Source organism: Povalibacter sp., from assembly GCF_036735925.1.
Lineage (GTDB): Bacteria > Pseudomonadota > Gammaproteobacteria > Steroidobacterales > Steroidobacteraceae > Steroidobacter.
Genome location: NZ_DAINNK010000004.1, coordinates 44,081 through 61,746 on the forward strand (window position 1 = coordinate 44,081; position 17,666 = coordinate 61,746).

A 17,666-nucleotide genomic window follows, 5' to 3' on the forward strand; every position below is an offset into this window, starting at 1 on the left:
GCCTCCACAATGAACGACTCTTTCGATCTGCTGATCATCGGCGGCGGCATCAATGGCGCGGGCATCGCCCGCGATGCGGCAGGACGCGGGCACAAGGTCGCGCTCGTCGAACAGGGCGATCTCGCCTCGGCGACTTCTTCCGCCAGCACCAAGCTGATTCACGGCGGACTGCGTTATCTCGAACTGTTCGAGTTCCGCCTGGTGCGCGAAGCGCTGATCGAGCGCGAGCGGCTGCTGGCCATCGCGCCGCACATCATCCAGCCGATGCAGTTCGTGCTGCCGCACGTGACGGGACTGCGGCCGCGCTGGCAGATCCGCTGCGGCCTGTTTCTCTACGATCACATCGGCGGCCGGCACCGCCTGCCGGCATCGCACGGCGTGAGTCTTGCGCACGGCCCGTGGGCCGGCACGCTGCAGCCGCAGCTCACGCACGGCTTCACGTATTCGGATTGCTGGGTCGACGACAGCCGCCTGGTGATCCTGAACGCGATGGACGCGGCACAGCGCGGCACGGTCATCCGTACGCATACCCGTTTCGTCGGCGCGTCCGTGCAGGACGGACGCTGGCGGGCGCGAGTCGAAGACACCGCGAGCGGCGAACAATCGACGCTGCTGGCTCGCACGATCGTGAACGCGGCCGGTCCGTGGGTCGAAGACGTTCTGCGCCACGTACCGCGCAGTGCGAACGAAACGCAGATCCGGCTGGTCAAGGGCAGTCATATCGTCGTGCCGCGCATGTACGAGGGCGAGCACGCGTTTCTGCTGCAGCATCCCGACGGTCGCGTCGTGTTCACGATTCCCTATCAGCAGGAGTTCACGCTGGTCGGCACCACCGACGTACCTTACGAAGGCAATCCCGCGGACGCGACCATTTCCGACGACGAAGTCCGTTATCTGTGCGAGACGGTGAACGAATACTTCGTGCGCAGCATCTCGCCGTCGGACGTGAGATGGACCTATGCGGGCGTGCGCCCGCTGAGCGACGACGAGTCGACGAATGTTTCGAAGGTCACCCGCGACTACAAGCTGGAACTCACCGCGGGACCCGGCCAGCCGGCGCTGCTGTCCGTGTTCGGCGGCAAGATCACGACCTATCGACGCCTCGCCGAAGCGGCCCTGCAGAAACTGCATCCGTTTCTGGGCGGCTCGAAACAGGGCTGGACCGACCAGGCGCAACTACCCGGCGGCGATCTGCCGCGCGGCGATTTCTCGGCTTTCCTCGAAGGCGTGCAACGTCGCTGGCCGTTCCTGCCCGCAGCGGTGGCATTGCGGCTGGCGCGATCCTATGGAACACGCATCAGCCAGATCATCGGCGGCGCGAAGACGCTGGAAGATCTGGGGACGCATTTCGGTGCGGGACTGACGCGCGCCGAAGTCGACTACCTGCGCGCGCACGAATGGGCGCGCAGCGGCGAGGACGTGCTGTGGCGCCGGTCGAAGCTCGGCCTGCACATGACGGCGGAGGAACGATCGGAATTCGCCCGCCTCATGCAGGCGGGCGCGTAGGAGCGACACCCCGCCCCGACCCTCCCCCGCTGCGCGGAGGAGGGAGGGCGGAAGGGAACGTCAATTGCCGAAGCGGTACTGCAATTCGAGGCCGTACTCGCGCGGCGGCAGGAAGTTGTAGGTCTTGAAGTACGCCTGACCGGCTGCACCCGTGAGCCCCGTCCGCAGACGGCTCAGGCCGGCGCTGTCCGCAGCATCCTCGTTGGTCAGGTTGCTGCCGTACAGGATCACCGTGTAGCGATCCTGGGCATCGGTCCACAGCAGGCGCGCGCCGATCGTGTCGAAGCTCGGCACGATGGCTGGTTCGGTTTCGAACACGTCGGAATACTGCTCGTCGCGCCACACATAGCTCACGGAGGCAATGAGGTTGCCGGGCTTGAACTCGAAGGTGTAGTTCGCATTGGCCGCCACTTTATGCGCCGGCGAGTTCGCCAGCGAATTACCCGACAGATCCTGCGTCCAGCGCGGCAGACCGGTGAAGCTGTCGACCTGACCGGGGATCTGCTCGTGGCGGTTCGCATTCGGCAGCAACGCGGCCGGGTCATCCGGATTCTGGAAACCGCGACCTTCCTGGGTCAGACCTTCCTTGATCTCGGTATCGAGCCAGCCGTAGCTCAGGTAGAGACTGAGATGATCGGTCGCCGCATAGTTGGCTTCGAGTTCGATGCCGCGGCTCTCACCCTTCGGGAGATTGATGAAGCTGCTGAGGATCGTGCAGGTGTTGAGATCGTCAGGATTCGAGCAGCGGCCGAGCACCGGCAGCGGCAACTGGATGTCGCGGTAGTCGTACAGGAATGCCGATGAGGTGATCTGCAGACGGTTGAAGAGCGTCGTCTTCCAGCCGATCTCGTAGGAGTTGACCGTTTCGTTGTCGACCATCGGCGGGTTGTAGTTGAAGCCCGCATTGAAGCCGCCAGGGCGATAGCCGCGAGCCGCGCGCGCATAGATCAGGTTGTCCGGGTTCGGTTTGAAGTCGATACCGACCGAACCGGTCAGCTCGTTCCATTCACCATGGAAATCGCGCTTGCGATAACCGTCGGCAGGATCGATGCCGTGATCCGCCACGACGCCAGGCTGCAGCGGACTGCCATCGTAGTCGGGCGTGACATCGAGAGCCATCGGCACGCCCAGTCCACCGCCGGCCAGAATCGGCGCCAACCCCGCGCTGACGCTGTTGCCGATGTAACGGAACGCCTCGGAAACGTCCTTCTCGTCTTCGTTGTAGCGCAGGCCGAGCGTCGCCTTCCACTGATCGGTGAACTCGTAGTCGATCTGCCCGAACGCCGCGCGACTGATGGTTTCGCCATCGAACAGACCGCGCACGGAGGCGAATGGCGAATCGCTCGGCTGCACCGGCACCGGCGTGCTGCCAACGAACCGGACGGGATTGTTCAGCTCGGGATATCCCGGATAGGTCGTCGTCGCCGGCTCCTGGTTGTAATCCTCGTTCGACTGATAGAGACCGAAGATCCAGCTTAACTTCGAATCAGTCGTGGAAGTGAAGGTCAGCTCGTTGCTGTACCACTCGCGCTGCTCCATGTAGAGGTTGGTGCCGCCAGGGCTCACCGTCCGCCGGAACGTCGGTCGCGTCGCGGGCGCCGGCAGCGTCATCTGCAGGACGTCCGTGCCGTCGACATCCGTCAACTGCGTATAGCGATAGGCTTGGTGACCTCCGATCCACTTGATGTCGACCGGGCCGGTGTGCCACGTCAGATGCGCGGTATAGCTGTGATGGTTGTCGAGCTTCTGCCGGCTGTGAAAGTCGTTCGTGAACTTGTGGTAGTTGTCATCCGAGAGAAAAGCCGGATTGTTCGGCACGTCTCCCAGACGTACACCGTTCGAACCTGCGAACAGACCCCACGATGTCAGCGGCATCAGTGCACCGTCGATGCCGTACGCAGACGGCGCGCTGAGGTTGCCCGCATAGAACGGCGCCGTCGAAATGCCCGTGCGGCGTGACTCGTCGTAATCCGCATACGCGGCCTTCAGGAAGTACTCGACGTTGTCGCCCAGCTTGCCGTCCAGCAGCAGGTCGAAGATCTGGCGGTTGTTGGGCTGATCGCCTTCCGTATCACCGCGGGATACGTTTTCGAAATAGCCTTCATCCTGGCTATAAACGCCGCCGTTTACGCGCACACGCAGTGCCTCGCCGATCAGGGGACCGGACACGGTCATCTCGCCGCCGTAGCGACGATAGTTGCCGGCAAAGGCGCCGATCTCGGTTTCGAAGTGGTCCGTCGGACGCTTGGAAATCGTGTTGAAGGCGCCGGCGATCGAGCCGCGACCGGACAGCGCGCCCTGCGGACCGCGCAGGATTTCCGTGCGTTCGATGAAGATCGGCCGGCGCTGCGCGTCCTGCACGCTGCTGGTGTAGATGCCGTCGAAGTAGTTGGCGACGGGGCTGTCGAGAGAGAAGAAGTTCGACTGGCGCGCGATGCCGCGGATCGAGGGCCGGTCGGTAGCCATGTTGAACGACACGCCGGGCGCGAAGTTCACCATGTCCTGAATACTCATGATGCCCATCTGTTCGCGCTGCTTGTCGCCATAGGCAGTAATGGACAGCGGCACTTCCAGCACGCTCTCCGAGCGGCGCTCTGCCGTCACGATGACTTCTTCCAGCAGCGTGCGCGATGGCTGCTGGTCCTGCGCCAGGGCGCCATCGACAGCGGCAATCGAAACACCCACGCAGGCAAGAACACGAACGCAGTCGAGCTTCGTCTTCACTTTGAACCCCCGTTCGGGCCGAGCGCGGACCCGTTCTATTTGAATTTGGTAATCGCAGTACGCTCAGTAACGAACGGATAGTATGAAGACGGATGCGCAATGGCAACGGGCCGATGAAATCGCCTACGATCGCGAATCTGGCTGATTTTCCCGAATCATCATGCGTATTTGCCGCGTTTGCGGCACAAACGATGCCGCCGGGCTTACACTTTTTGACAAAGCAACCAGCCTCATTCATTCCGAACTCTCGGTATGCGATGCAGTAGCGTCATCGTCGACCGGGAGCCGCACTGTTCCGAACAGCAGGCCTATCGATGGCAGAATCGATGCCCTCTTTTCGAAGGGCGACCGCATGAAACGCGACTTCCTTGATCGACTGGCGCGCGATACCGAGCAGTTGCGCACCGAGGGACTGTTCAAGCCCGAACGGGTTCTGAGTTCGCCACAACAGGCGGTGATCCGGGTCAGCGACGGATCGGAAGTCATCAACCTGTGCGCCAACAACTACCTGGGCCTGGCCAATCACGCCGCGGTCCGCGAAGCGACCCGCCTGGCCCTGGACCGCTACGGCTACGGCATGGCTTCGGTGCGCTTCATCTGCGGCACCCACGCCATCCACAAGGACCTCGAAGCGCGCCTCAGCGTCTTTCTCGGCACGCAGGACACGATCCTGTATTCCTCATGCTTCGACGCGAACGGCGGGCTGTTCGAAACGCTGCTCGACGAACAGGACGCCGTCATCAGCGATGCGCTGAATCACGCCAGCATCATCGACGGCATCCGCCTGTGCAAAGCGAAACGCCTGCGTTATGCGAACAACGATCTCGACGAACTGGAGACGCGCCTGCAGGAGGCGGACGGCTGCCGCGTCAAACTGATCGCCACCGACGGCGTGTTTTCCATGGACGGCGTGATCGCGCGACTGAAGGAAATCTGCGACCTGGCCGACCGTTACGGCGCACTCGTGATGGTGGACGACTCGCACGCGACCGGCTTCATCGGCGCGCGCGGCCGCGGCACGCACGAATTACGCGAGGTCATGGATCGCATCGACATCCTGACCGGCACGCTCGGCAAGGCGCTCGGCGGCGCGAGCGGCGGCTATACGTCGGGGCGCAAGGAAATCATCGACTGGCTGCGCCAGCGCTCACGACCCTACCTGTTCTCGAACAGCATCCCGCCCTTCATCGCCGCGGCCAGTCTCCGCGTCCTCGACCTGCTGGAAGCCGACACGCAGTTGAAAACGCAACTGCGGGAGAACAGCGCCCATTTCCGCCAGGGCATGACGGCCGCGGGATTCACGCTCGTCGCCGGCGAACATCCCATCATTCCGGTCATGCTGGGCGATGCCAGGCTGGCTTCCGACTTCGCGCAGCGCCTGCTGGCGCACGGTGTATACGTCATCGGCTTCTCCTTCCCCGTGGTTGCCCACGGCAAGGCACGCATCCGCACACAGATGTCCGCCGTCCACACGAAGGCGCATCTGGACATGGCCGTTGCGGCGTTCACGGCGGTCGGCCGCGAGCTCGGCGTGGTGCGCTGAAGCCGCCTCTCCTCTTCTGTAGGTCAGGCTTCAGCCTGACTGTTTTCAGGCCGGCTAAAGCCGGTCCCACAGGCAGAGCAAGTCCTTGAGTCATTGGGCTATGGCCGGCCCCACAGCGGAGGCTACCTCTATTGAATACAGCATCGCCGCAGTAGGCTGGCGACCCATCTCCCACCCTTCCCCGACTCATCTCCATGCACGCCCTCGTCAAAGCCCACGCTGCGCCCGGCATCGAACTGCAGGACATTCCGCAGCCCACGGTCGGTCCGAACGACGTGATGATCCGCGTCAAGCGCACCGCCATCTGCGGCACCGACATGCATATCTACCACTGGGACGGCTGGGCCCAGCGGACCATTCCGGTGCCGATGGCCGTGGGGCATGAGTACTGCGGCGAGATCGTCGAGATCGGCAGCGAGGTTGCCGGCTTCAGCAAAGGCGATCGCGTCTCGGGCGAAGGTCACATCACCTGCGGTCACTGCCGCAACTGCCGCGCCGGACGCCGGCACCTGTGCCGCAACACCGTCGGCGTCGGCGTGAATCGTCCCGGCTGCTTCGCCGAGTACGTCGTCATTCCCGCGTTCAACGCGTTCAAGCTGCCGGACGCGATCGACGATGAGATCGCAGCCATCCTCGACCCGCTCGGCAATGCCGTGCACACCGCCCTCGCCTTCGACGTGGTCGGCGAGGACGTGCTGATCACCGGCGCCGGCCCGATCGGCATCATGGCCGCCGCCATCGTGCGCTTCGTCGGCGCACGCCACGTCGTCATCACCGACGTGAACGACTATCGCCTCGATCTGGCGCGCAGGATGGGTGCGACGCTCGCGCTGAACGTGACGCGCGATTCGCTCGACGATGCGATGAAACAGCTCGGCATGCAGGAAGGCTTCGACGTCGGCCTGGAGATGTCAGGCAATGCCACCGCCTTCCGTGACCTGCTGCGCACGATGCATCACGGCGGCAGCGTCGCTCTCCTCGGCCTGCCGCCGGCCGACGTCGCCATCGACTGGAACGAAGTGATCCTGAAAGGCCTCACTCTCAAAGGCATCTACGGCCGCCAGATGTTCGAGACCTGGTACAAGATGGCCGCCATCCTGCAATCGGGCCTGAACATCCGCCCGATCATCACTCACCGCGTGCCGTACACCGAGTATCAGCGCGCCTTCGAGATCATGGGCAAGGGACAGTCGGGGAAGGTGGTGATGGATTGGGAAGAGAGCGGGAGAAAATAGCCGCAAAAAGGCGCAAAAAGAACGCAAGGGACGGAATACGGAGCGGATGGCCTCCGGCTTTCTTTGACTTGCGTGCTTTGCGCTTTTTTGCGGCCAATCTCCTCTCTCAGTTCACCGAACACGGACAGTAGTAGTACACCTGCGTCGGATCGCTGAACCGCGCCAGCCGCGCCAGTTCCATTTCGATCGGCGACAGCATCTTGCGCGCCGACAGCAGCAGTTCGTTCTTCGGCACGAGTGACGAGGTGATGCGCGCAGCGAGCGCCTGCGTCTGCATCGCCAGCGCCTGACGCCAGCCGAGCGGCGGTTCGATGTACTCCACCTTGTAGCTGTCCTTGTCGAGACCGGCGCGTTCGGCGGCCGCATTGAGCGCATCGCGATAGGAACCGAGCTTGTCGACGAGGCCGATGCGTTCGGCGTCGTTGCCGGCCCAGACGCGGCCCTGGGCGATGCCGTCGATTTCCTCGATGGGCTTTTCGCGGGCGGCGGCGACGTGGCCGATGAACGTGCCATAGGCATGTTCGACGGACAACTGCAGGATTTCCTTTGCTTCGTCCTTGAGCGTGCGTTCGACGCTCAGCGCGCCGGCGAGCGGTGTCGTGCCGACACCGTCGGTCGACACGCCGATCTTTTCCAGCGTGCGCTGGAAGGTGGGAATCACGGCAAACACGCCGATGGAGCCGGTGAGCGTCGCCGGGTGCGCCCAGATCTCGTCGGCATCCATCGCGATGTAGTAACCGCCGGACGCGGCCATGCTGCTCATCGATGCGATCACCGGCTTGCCCGCATCGCGCAGCGCGTCGATTTCGCGACGGATGACTTCGGAGGCGAGCATGCTGCCGCCGGGACTGTCGATGCGCAGCACGACCGCCTTGATCGAATCGTCGTAGCGGGCCTGGCGCAGCAACCGCACGGCGGAGTCCGATCCGATCGTGCCCGGCGGCTGTTCGCCGTCGAGGATTTCGCCCGAAGCGACCACGACGCCGATGCGATCGCCTTCGATCCGCAACGCATGCGCTGCGCGCACGGCGCTGAGGTAGTCCCAGTGTGCGATGCCCTGGTAGCCGTGATCGTCCTTGTCCTCGCCGACCAGCGTCTTGAGATATTCCTCGGCTTCGTGGCGCGACTTGAGTTCGGTGACGAGGCGACGCTCCATCGCGACCGCGGCCAGATCGCCATTGGCAGCGCGCGCTGCCGACGCCATCTCCCGGACGTAGGCGTCGATGGCATTCGCTTCGAGTCCGCGCGACTGCGTGACCGACGCCTGATATTGCGTCCACAGCGAATTGAGCCAGGCCAGGCTTTCCTCGCGCTCGCTCTCGGCCATGTCGCTGCGACTGAACTGATCGGTGTACGACTTGAACTTGCCGGCGCGGAAGATGTTCACGTCGACCGCAAGCTTGTCGATGGCGCCTTTAAGGAACGTGCGGAAATAGCCGAAGCCCTCGATGAGCACGAGCCCCTGCGGATCGAGAAAGATGTCATCGGCGTTGGATGCCACGTAGTACTGCGCCTGGTCGTAGCCTTCGCCGATCGCGATGACGCGCTTGCCGGTGGCGCGGAAATCGCGCACGGCCGCGGCCACCTCCTCCAGCTTGGCGATACCGCCGCCCTGCATGGAGCCGAGATCGAGCACCAGCGCCTTGATGCGATGATCCTTCTTGGCCGCTTCGATGGCGTCGACGACATCGCGCACCAGCGTCTCCGCCCGGCCGGTGCCGTAGGCCTCGGCGAGCGCGCGTTCGAACGGATCGCCCGACAACTGCTCCACCAGTGCACCCTGCGGCGCGATCACGAGCGCGGCCGATTGCGGCACGATCGGAATGCGCGGCGACAGCACCGCCAGCAACACCAGGAAAATGACCAGCAGGACGATGAAGTGCATCACCTTGCGCATGCCGTCGAGCACGCGCCAGAGAAAACCGAAAATCGCAGCGAGAGTCTTCATGATCGGTACGTCAATCCTTCACGGCATAGCTCAGGCGGTAGATCGCGCCGGCCTGATCGTCGGAAACCAGAAATGAACCGTCGTCGAGCAGCAGCAGATCCACGGGACGACCGTAGACCTCGTTACCGCGATTGAAGCCGGTCGCGAACGGCTCGTAGCTCACGGCCTGGTTGCCATCGAGCTTCACGGTGGTGATGCGATAGCCGCTCTTCTCGGAGCGGTTCCAGGAACCGTGTTCGGCGATGAAGACGAGGTTGCGATAGCGCTCGGGGAATGCGCTGCCGGTATAGAACTTCACTGCCAGCGGCGCGACGTGCGCGTCGAGCAACTGCACCGGCGGCGCGATCCGGCCGCAGTCGCCCAGCTTGCCGAACTCGGGATCCTTGATGTCCTTGCCGTGGCAGTAAGGAAAACCGAAGTCGAGACCCGGGCGCGGCGCGACGTTCAGTTCGCAAGGCGGTGCGTCGTCGCCGAGATAGTCGCGGCCGTTGTCGGTGAACCAGAGTTCGCGCGTCGTCGGATGCCAGGTGAAGCCGACGGTGTTGCGGATGCCGCGGGCGAACACTTCGCGATCCGAGCCGTCGGGATTCATGCGCGTGATGACGGCGTAGCCGGGCTGATTGCAGACGTTGCACGGCGCGCCGATGGGCACGTACAGCTTGCCGTCGGGACTGAAGGCGATGTACTTCCAGCCGTGATGGCCGTCCTTCGGAAAGTCATCGCGCACCACCTTGGGCTCGGGAACCTGGTCGAGCGACGACTCGATGCCATCGTAACGAGTGATGCGACTGACTTCGGCGACGTAGAGCGCACCATCGCGAAAGGCGACGCCGTTGGGCTGGTTCAGTTTCCCGGCGAGGGTGCGCGTCGTCGGTTTGACGCCGCTGCCGGGCGTACCGGTGAGCGCGTAGACGACACCTTTGCGGGTGCCGACGAACAACGTGCCCTTGGCGCCGAGCGCCATCGAGCGCGCGAACGGCACGTCGTCCGCGTAGACCTCGAGCTTGAAGCCCGGCGGCAGGCGGACGTTGGCAATGACCTTGTCGGTGGCCGGGCTGGCCGTTGCCGTGCCGGCAAGGACCGTCAGCAGGAAAGCTCGCAGCAACGCCTGGATCGGGCGCGAGGGGCCGGGCATGAGGACTCCGGAATCGGGTTCGGCTGGAGTGTACGCGTCGGCCGCGGACCGTTGCCATCGGCACCCACCGGCTTTATTTCTTCCTGTGGGGCCGGCTTCAGCCGGCCTGAGAAGCTGTCAGGCTGAAGCCTGACCTACAGGAAGAAAAAAGGGCGCGACGGCCATTCGCCGTCGCGCCCTTCCGGTGCAGTAAGAAGCGGTCTTAGACCTTTTCTTCGATGCGCGCTGCCTTGCCGGTCAGGTCGCGCAGGTAGTACAGCTTGGCGCGGCGGACGTTGCCGCGGCGCTTCACGCTGATCGAACCGATGGACGGGCTGTAGGCCTGGAACACGCGTTCCACGCCTTCGCCGTGGGAAATCTTGCGCACGGTGAACGAGGAGTTCAGACCGCGGTTGCGACGGGCGATCACGACGCCTTCGTAGGCCTGCACGCGCTCGCGGTCGCCTTCCTTCACCTTCACTTCCACCACGACGGTGTCGCCCGGGGAAAAGTCCGGGATCTTCTTGTCAGATGCTTCGCGCTCGAGCGTTTCGATGATGTTGGCCATGGTTGCACCGATTCCGAAATTGAAAACCTGTCTACTCTCGATCCTGCGGCCCGCGCACGGCGCGTTCCGCCTCGTATTCCGCAACGAATTCGTCCAGCAGCCGGCGCTGCTCCTTCGTCATCTGCAGCTTCGCCAGCAGATCCGGCCGTCGCTGCCACGTGCGTCCCAGCGCCTGCTTGGTCCGCCAGCGCTGGATCGCGGCGTGATTGCCGCTCAGCAACACCTGCGGCACCGCGCGATCCTCGAACACTTCCGGCCGCGTGTAGTGCGGCCAGTCGAGCAGTCCGGCGACGTACGAATCCTGTTGTGCGGACTCATCGTCGCCCAGCACGCCCGGCAGCAATCGCACGATGGCGTCGATCAGCACCAGCGCGGGCAGCTCACCGCCCGACACCACGTAGTCGCCGATCGAGATGCACTCGTCGATCTCGGTCGCCAGCAGGCGCTCGTCCACGCCTTCGTAACGACCTGCCAGCAACAGCAGCCCCGGCAGCTGCGACAGCTCGCGGGCTCTGGCCTGCGTCAGCGTTTCGCCGTCCGCCGCCAGGTAGATCCGGCGACTGCCTTCCGGGAGCCTGGCCCGCGCCGCCCGGAGGGCTGTACGCGTCGGCTCGACCTTCAGGACCATGCCCGGTCCGCCGCCGTACGGCCGATCGTCGACCGTCTTGTGCGCGTCCTCGGCGAACTCGCGCGGGTTGCTCGCCGCGACGCTCACCTGTCCACGCTCGATCGCCCGGCCCAGCACGCCGACCCGGACGGCTTCGGTGATGAACTCCGGGAACAGCGTCACCACTTCGATGCGCATTCCCACTCCCCATTCATCAACAGGCCATCACCAGTCGGCCGACCAGTCGAGCACGATGCGGTTGGCATCCAGCTCGACCTTCACGATCCTGTCCTTCACGAACGGAATCCAGTGTTCCTGTTCGCCCCGCACGATCACCACCGTGCCGCCAGGCGTCGTCCGGAAGTGATCGACTTTGCCGAGCGGTTCGCCCGACGCAGACACCGCATCGATGCCTTCCAGGTCGCTCAGGTAGTACTCACCCGGCTCGGGCGGCGGCATTTCGCTGCGCCACACACCGATCTCGAGGCCAACTTTCAATCGGGCCTCTTCGGGCGATTCCATTCCTTCCAGCTTGGCGAGCACCCCTTTGTCGGTGACTCGCGCTTCTTCAACGGTGGCCGGCTGCCACTGACCTTCCCTGCCGACCTGCCAGATTTCGTACCCGAGGATGTTTTCGACCGGCTCGGTGTACGACCTGACCTTGATCCAACCCTTGACCCCGAAGGTCCCCGCGATCTTTCCGAGAATGACGATCCGGTCGGAGGCTGGCGCCGGCGTCGTCACGACCTATGGATGCGCGGGCAAATCAGGGTTCAGGCTGCGACAGCCTGCTTGCGCTGCTTGGAAACCAGTTCAGCGACGCGATCGGAGGGCTTGGCGCCCTTGTCGAGCCAGTAGTCGACACGCGCCAGATCGAGCTGCAGGCGCGTCTGCTTGCCGGCGGCGATCGGGTTGAAATAACCGACCTGTTCGAGCGCCATGCCACCCTGACGCTTACGGCTGTCCGTAACGACGATGTGATAGAAGGGCTGCTTCTTCGCGCCACGGCGCGTAAGCCGGATCGTAACCATTGATAAAGCCTCGGAAATCCACGGATGAGGGCGTGAGCCCCGGAAAAGGGCGCGAATGGTACTGAAAAGCTGGGGGAAGTGAAAGGGTTAGGCCGCTCACATCCCCGGCATCCGCCCCCCAAACGCCCGCATCATCTTCGCCAGCCCACCGCCCTTGCTCATGCTCTTCATAACCTTCTGCATCTGAAGGTAATTTTTCAGGAGCTTGTTGATCTCCGAAACATGCACGCCCGAGCCGGCGGCGATGCGGCGCTTGCGGGAGGCATCGATGTTCTTCGGGTATTTCCTCTCCCCCGGCGTCATGGAACGGATGATGGCGACCTGGCGCTTGATCTCCTTTTCATTGCCCTGGGGGAGTTGCCCGGCTTTTGCCGTGAGGTGAGCCGGCAGCTTGTCCATCAGCGAGCTCAGGCCGCCCATGCGCTCGACCTGCAGGAGCTGGTCGTGCAGATCCTCGAGGTCGAAGTCCTTGCCCGACTTCATCTTGCGGGCGAGCTTTTCGGCCTGTTCGCGATCGACGGTCTTCTGGACGTTCTCGACCAGGGCCAGCACGTCGCCCATGCCGAGGATGCGCGAGGCCACCCGCTCGGCCTGGAAGACTTCCAGGGCGTCGGTCTTTTCGCCCGTGCCCATGAACAGGATGGGCTGACCGGTGATCTGGCGGACCGACAGGGCCGCGCCGCCGCGGGCATCGCCGTCCGTCTTGGTGAGCACGACGCCGGTGAGGCTCAGCGCGTCGCCGAAGGCGCGCGCCGCATTCACGGCATCCTGACCCGCCATGCTGTCGACGACGAACAGCGTTTCGGTCGGGCTCACCGCGGCGCTGATGTCGCGGATCTCGCCCATCATCTCGTCGTCGACGTGCAGGCGGCCGGCGGTGTCGACGATGAGCACGTCGTACAGCGACTGCTTCGCTTCGGACAGCGCTTCGCGCGCCAGCGTCAGCGCCGGCTTGTTCGGATCGGACGGATAGAAGGCGACGTCGAGCTGTTTTGCGAGCCGTTCGAGCTGCAGGATGGCGGCGGGACGGTAGACGTCCGTGCTCGCCAGCAGCACCTTCTTCTTTTCATTCTCCTTGATCCATTTCGCGAGCTTGCCGGCCGACGTGGTCTTGCCCGCACCCTGCAGGCCGGCGAGCAGGATCACGACCGGCGGCTGCGCCCGCAGATTGATCGGACGCACGCCCGCGCCCATCAGCGCGATCAGTTCGTCGTGAATGATCTTGATCAGCGACTGACCGGGCGTCAGGCTTTTCTCGATCTCCATGCCGACGACCTTGCCGCGGATGGATTCGATGAAGGTCTTCACCACCGGCAGCGCGACGTCGGCTTCGAGCAGCGCCATGCGCACCTGGCGCAGGGTGTCGCCGATGTTCTCTTCGGTCAGACGCCCGCGACCGCGCAGGCTTTCCATGACGCCTTGCAGGCGTTCGGTCAGTTTGTCGAACATCGGCGGGGATCCGGGAGGAAAAAGGCAGGGCGACAGGCTACAGGCGACAGGCTGCAGACGGAAGATTGAAGTCGTCTAGTCCTCTCCGGCCGTAGCCTGTAGCCTGTCGCCTGCAGCCCGTCCCCTCAAGCAGAGAACAACGCTCCCCGTGTTTTCCATCGTCGTGCTCGCCTGCTACCTGGCCTGCGCCGTCTGGCTGGCCTCCAGTGTGTATCGCGCTGAACGTCATTCCGCGCGCGGCCAGCGGGTCACCGGACTGGCGCTCGGCGTGCTCGCCGTCATCGTCCACGCCGTGTTCCTCTGGCAGGCGATGTTCTCGGCGCCGCAGCTGGCGCTGTCGGTGGCGGAAACCGCCTCCCTGATCGGCCTGATCATGGCGGTGATCGCACTCGCCGCTTCCTGGCAGCGGCCGCGCTTCGCCGGCATCGGCGCCGTGCTGCTGGCGGCCGTGGGCATCTTCGCCGCCACCACGGACGAAGGCGCACGCTCGTTCGCGCTCAAGGAACACAACTGGGAACTCGCCGCGCACATCGTCCTGTCGACGATCGCTTACGCGCTCCTCGCCACGGCCGCGGCCATGGCCATCGCGCTCGCCCTGCTGGATCGACGCCTGCGCAATCGCCAGCCGCTGGGCTGGCTGTCGAGCCTGCCGTCCGTCGAAGCGCTGGAAGCGGCAACGTTCCAGGCCATCGGCGCGGGCTTCGCCATCCTCACGCTCGCGCTGTTCAGCGGCTTCATCTTCGTCGAGGACCTGTTCGCACAGAACCTGTCGCGCAAGACGATCCTTTCGTGCCTGGCCTGGATCGTCTTCGCCATCCTGCTGTTCGGTCGCTGGCGCTTCGGCTGGCGCGGTCGCACCGCTGTGCGCTGGACGCTCAGCGGTTTCGCGCTGCTGGTGCTCGCCTACTTCGGCTCCAAGCTCGTCCTGGAATCCATTCTCGGACGCCACTGGGGTTGAGGTCGTACGAACTTGGAACCTGACAGTATCGATTGGCCCGTCGTCTGGGCGGCCCCGACGATCACGATCCTGGTGCTGATCGCCCTGTCGGCGCTGGTCGCGGCGGTCGAAGCCGCCTTCCTCAATCTCAATCGTTACCGCTTACGCAATCTCGCGCGCATCGGCAATCGCAAGGCGCGGCGGATCGAGCTTCTTCTCGCCCAGTCCGACCGCGTTGCCATGACGTTCCTGCTGTGCCGGACGCTGCTGCACGCCAGCGCCGCCGCCATCGCCGGCGTCGTGGCCGCGCACTCCGGCATGGCCGTGACGTTCGCGCTGGGCGTTGCGTGCATCACCTTGCTGATCATGGTCTTCGGCGATCTCGTGCCGCGGGCGTTCGGCGCACGCTTTCCCGAACGCATTGCGCTGCCGGCTTCGTGGCTGTGCGCCGGCCTCTTCCGCACGCTGCAGCCGCTGACCTGGCTGATCGAAAAACTGTCGAACGGCTTGCAGCGCGGCATCGGGATCGCACCCGCCGCCGGCCGGGCGTTGAGCACCGATCCCGCCGATGCGCCGTCCGGCTTCGCCGCCGCCCACACGCACCAGCGCATGCTGGCGCGCATCCTGGAACTGCAGTCGGTGACCGTCGAAGACATCATGATCCCGCGCAGCGAGATCTCCAGCGTCTACATCGACGATGACTGGGATTCGATCCTCGACCTGCTGCGCACCACGCCGCATACGCGCCTGCCGCTGTGCGAAGGCAATCTCGACAACGTGGTCGGCATGCTGCACATGAAGAAGGTCGCCCATGCGCTCGCGCACGGCGCGCTGTCGCGCGAGATCCTGCTGAGCATCGCCCGCGAGCGCGAGGCGTACTTCGTTCCCGAAGGCACGACCCTCGACGTGCAGTTGCAGAACTTCCAGCGCGACCGCCGCCGCATCGCCCTCGTCGTCGACGAATACGGCGACATCCGCGGACTGGTCACGCTCGAAGACATCCTCGAAGAAATCGTCGGCGAATTCACCAGCGACCCCGGCACCCTGCATCGCGACATCCACCGCGACGCCGACGGCAGCTACGTGGTGAATGGCGCAGTCAACGTGCGCGTCCTCAACCGCACGCTCGGCTGGTCGCTGCCCGTCACCGGTCCGCGCACCCTCAATGGACTGATCCTGGAATACCTGGAAAACATTCCCGAGCCGGGCACGTCGCTGAAGATCGGCGGCCTGTCGATCGAAATCCTGCAGGCCGTGGACAATGCGGTGAAAACCGCCCGCATCAGGCCGGTGACGGAAGAGACGGCGGAAGAAGGGTAGGAAGGCTTCACACGGAGTTCACGGAGAACACGGAGCCAGAGAACAAGAAATGAAGAGAGTTTCCACGGGGGAGGAATGGGAACACGGGGAGCACGGGGAAGGAAAAACTTCTTTCTCTCGGAACCCCGTGCTCCCCGTGTCCCCCGTGGAGATATTTCTTCTCTTCTCCGTGTTCTCCGTGAACTCCGTGTGAAACTCCGGATTCTTCAGAACGCGGAACGCAGCGCCTGCTCCAGCCGCTCGACGCCGATGACCTCGAGGCCGTCGATGGGTCGTCGCGGTTTGTTGGCTTCGGGAACGATGGCGCGTTCGAAGCCGTGCTTGGCTGCTTCCTTCAGCCGTTCTTCGCCGAAGGGCACCGGACGGACTTCGCCTGCGAGGCCGATCTCGCCGAAGCACACGAGCTTGCCGGCCAGCGGCTGATCGCGAACGCTGGAAACGGCGGCAAGCACGGCGGGCAGATCGACGGCGGTTTCCGAAATCCGCACGCCGCCGACGACGTTGACGAAGACGTCGCGACCCGCGCTCGACACATTGCCATGCCGATGCAGCACCGCAAGCAGCAGCGCGAGCCGGTTCGAATCGAGACCGACGGCGACGCGACGCGGGTTCATGCCCTGCGCTTCGTCGGTCAGCGCCTGCACTTCGACCAGCATCGGACGACTGCCTTCGCGCGCCACCATCACTGCACTGCCGGCAACCGGGCGCGAATGATGCGAGAGAAAGATCGCGGAAGGATTCTTCACTTCCTTCAAGCCTTGCTCGGTCATCGCGAACACGCCGACCTCGTTGGCGGCGCCGAAGCGATTCTTGACCGCGCGCACCAGACGGAAACGGCTGCCGGCATCGCTCTCGAAATAGAGCACGGTGTCGACCATGTGTTCGAGGATGCGCGGGCCGGCGATCACGCCTTCCTTGGTGACGTGACCGATGATCAGCACGGACACACCGGTCGACTTGGCAAAGCGCACGAGCGCCGCCGCCGTTTCGCGCACCTGGGTCGCCGAACCCGGCGAGGACTCGACATCGGCGACGTGCATGGTCTGGATGGAATCGATGATCAGTACGCGCGCATCGAGCGCGCGGGCCTGCTCGATGATCGTCTCCAGCGAAGTCTCGGCCAGCAGTTGCAGTTGATCGGCGGTGATGCCGAGACGCTTCGCACGCAGGCTCACCTGCCGCAATGATTCCTCACCCGTCACGTAGAGCGTCGACGTCGCGGCGCTGAGCGCATCGCCCGCCTGCAGCAGCATGGTCGATTTGCCGATGCCGGGATCGCCGCCCAGCAGCGTCACGGAACCGAGCACCAGTCCGCCTCCCAGTACGCGGTCGAGTTCGTCGAGACCCGTGGCGATCCGCGGATCGTCGCGGTTCACGACCTGCGACAGCCGCTGCGGCGCGCCGCTGGCGGCGGCGAGCGATTTGCGGTCATTGCTGCCCCGCGCCAAGGTCACCGCCTTGAGGGTGTCGCCGGCACCGCACGATGGACACAATCCCTGCCATTGCAGGCTTTCGTTGCCGCATTGGTCGCATACGTAGACTTGCCGGGTTTTCGCCATGGGCACCGCTGAATCGCACGAGGGAAAGCGTGAGCCTACCTCAGGCCCGACGATTCAGTGAGGAAGATCACAGTCCGTCGCGCCTGCAGGGTGTGACGCCACCGGCAATTCGGCATATGCCGTTC

Annotated in this window: 14 protein-coding genes; 5 read left to right on the forward strand and 9 right to left on the reverse strand. The window is 64.3% G+C overall.

Annotated features, from left to right (window positions below; genetic code table 11):
- Positions 1-9 precede the first annotated feature (9 nt).
- Entirely contained in the window at positions 10-1,506 is a 1,497-nt protein-coding gene (glpD, locus tag V7D81_RS02415) for a glycerol-3-phosphate dehydrogenase (RefSeq protein WP_324314226.1), read from the forward strand.
- A gap of 60 nt (positions 1,507-1,566) precedes the next feature.
- On the opposite strand, the gene V7D81_RS02420 is transcribed toward glpD, so the two are convergent.
- Complete coding sequence (locus tag V7D81_RS02420; protein WP_324314227.1) at positions 1,567-4,230, reverse strand: TonB-dependent receptor; 2,664 nt, start codon at positions 4,228-4,230, stop codon at positions 1,567-1,569.
- A 352-nt stretch (positions 4,231-4,582) separates the two neighbouring features.
- Here V7D81_RS02420 and V7D81_RS02425 point away from each other — a divergent pair, with 352 nt between their 5' ends.
- A complete protein-coding gene (locus tag V7D81_RS02425) occupies positions 4,583-5,773 on the forward strand; it encodes a glycine C-acetyltransferase (RefSeq protein WP_324314228.1) in 1,191 nt (396 codons plus the stop codon).
- A gap of 194 nt (positions 5,774-5,967) precedes the next feature.
- Entirely contained in the window at positions 5,968-7,008 is a 1,041-nt protein-coding gene (gene tdh / locus V7D81_RS02430) for an L-threonine 3-dehydrogenase (RefSeq protein ID WP_324314230.1), read from the forward strand.
- Between the two features lie 106 nt (positions 7,009-7,114).
- Here tdh and sppA read toward each other — a convergent pair whose 3' ends face one another.
- The 7 genes from sppA to ffh all read right to left on the reverse strand — a co-directional run bounded on the left by sppA (position 7,115) and on the right by ffh (position 13,725).
- Positions 7,115-8,956, reverse strand: coding sequence for a signal peptide peptidase SppA (sppA, locus tag V7D81_RS02435; RefSeq protein ID WP_324314232.1), 1,842 nt, complete (start codon positions 8,954-8,956; stop codon positions 7,115-7,117).
- A 10-nt stretch (positions 8,957-8,966) separates the two neighbouring features.
- A complete protein-coding gene (locus tag V7D81_RS02440; RefSeq protein ID WP_324314233.1) occupies positions 8,967-10,091 on the reverse strand; it encodes a PQQ-dependent sugar dehydrogenase in 1,125 nt (374 codons plus the stop codon).
- Between the two features lie 202 nt (positions 10,092-10,293).
- Entirely contained in the window at positions 10,294-10,638 is a 345-nt protein-coding gene (gene rplS / locus V7D81_RS02445; RefSeq protein ID WP_324314234.1) for a 50S ribosomal protein L19, read from the reverse strand.
- A 31-nt stretch (positions 10,639-10,669) separates the two neighbouring features.
- On the reverse strand, positions 10,670-11,443 hold the full coding sequence (gene trmD, locus V7D81_RS02450; protein ID WP_324314235.1) for a tRNA (guanosine(37)-N1)-methyltransferase TrmD: 774 nt from the start codon (positions 11,441-11,443) through the stop codon (positions 10,670-10,672).
- A gap of 27 nt (positions 11,444-11,470) precedes the next feature.
- Complete coding sequence (gene rimM, locus V7D81_RS02455) at positions 11,471-11,989, reverse strand: ribosome maturation factor RimM (protein ID WP_324314236.1); 519 nt, start codon at positions 11,987-11,989, stop codon at positions 11,471-11,473.
- A 29-nt stretch (positions 11,990-12,018) separates the two neighbouring features.
- Positions 12,019-12,276: a 30S ribosomal protein S16 gene (rpsP, locus tag V7D81_RS02460; protein WP_324314237.1), complete on the reverse strand. Its 258-nt coding sequence runs from the start codon at positions 12,274-12,276 to the stop codon at positions 12,019-12,021.
- Between the two features lie 96 nt (positions 12,277-12,372).
- Complete coding sequence (ffh, locus tag V7D81_RS02465; protein WP_324314239.1) at positions 12,373-13,725, reverse strand: signal recognition particle protein; 1,353 nt, start codon at positions 13,723-13,725, stop codon at positions 12,373-12,375.
- A 148-nt stretch (positions 13,726-13,873) separates the two neighbouring features.
- Here ffh and V7D81_RS02470 point away from each other — a divergent pair, with 148 nt between their 5' ends.
- A complete protein-coding gene (locus V7D81_RS02470; RefSeq protein ID WP_324314240.1) occupies positions 13,874-14,683 on the forward strand; it encodes a cytochrome C assembly family protein in 810 nt (269 codons plus the stop codon).
- A gap of 12 nt (positions 14,684-14,695) precedes the next feature.
- Positions 14,696-15,982: an HlyC/CorC family transporter gene (locus V7D81_RS02475; RefSeq protein WP_324314241.1), complete on the forward strand. Its 1,287-nt coding sequence runs from the start codon at positions 14,696-14,698 to the stop codon at positions 15,980-15,982.
- Positions 15,983-16,188: 206 nt separating this feature from the next.
- On the opposite strand, the gene radA is transcribed toward V7D81_RS02475, so the two are convergent.
- A complete protein-coding gene (gene radA / locus V7D81_RS02480) occupies positions 16,189-17,541 on the reverse strand; it encodes a DNA repair protein RadA (RefSeq protein WP_324314242.1) in 1,353 nt (450 codons plus the stop codon).
- Between the last annotated feature and the right edge of the window lie 125 nt (positions 17,542-17,666).

What these genes read in the sequence shown, in the direction of transcription:
- rplS (WP_324314234.1), bottom strand. Translation starts at nt 10,638, where the DNA reads ATGGCCAACATCATCGAAACGCTCGAGCGCGAAGCATCTGACAAGAAG.
- V7D81_RS02425 (WP_324314228.1), top strand. Translation starts at nt 4,583, where the DNA reads ATGAAACGCGACTTCCTTGATCGACTGGCGCGCGATACCGAGCAGTTG.
- trmD (WP_324314235.1), bottom strand. Translation starts at nt 11,443, where the DNA reads ATGCGCATCGAAGTGGTGACGCTGTTCCCGGAGTTCATCACCGAAGCC.
- glpD (WP_324314226.1), top strand. Translation starts at nt 10, where the DNA reads ATGAACGACTCTTTCGATCTGCTGATCATCGGCGGCGGCATCAATGGC.
- sppA (WP_324314232.1), bottom strand. Translation starts at nt 8,956, where the DNA reads ATGAAGACTCTCGCTGCGATTTTCGGTTTTCTCTGGCGCGTGCTCGAC.
- rpsP (WP_324314237.1), bottom strand. Translation starts at nt 12,276, where the DNA reads ATGGTTACGATCCGGCTTACGCGCCGTGGCGCGAAGAAGCAGCCCTTC.
- radA (WP_324314242.1), bottom strand. Translation starts at nt 17,541, where the DNA reads ATGGCGAAAACCCGGCAAGTCTACGTATGCGACCAATGCGGCAACGAA.
- V7D81_RS02440 (WP_324314233.1), bottom strand. Translation starts at nt 10,091, where the DNA reads ATGCCCGGCCCCTCGCGCCCGATCCAGGCGTTGCTGCGAGCTTTCCTG.
- ffh (WP_324314239.1), bottom strand. Translation starts at nt 13,725, where the DNA reads ATGTTCGACAAACTGACCGAACGCCTGCAAGGCGTCATGGAAAGCCTG.
- tdh (WP_324314230.1), top strand. Translation starts at nt 5,968, where the DNA reads ATGCACGCCCTCGTCAAAGCCCACGCTGCGCCCGGCATCGAACTGCAG.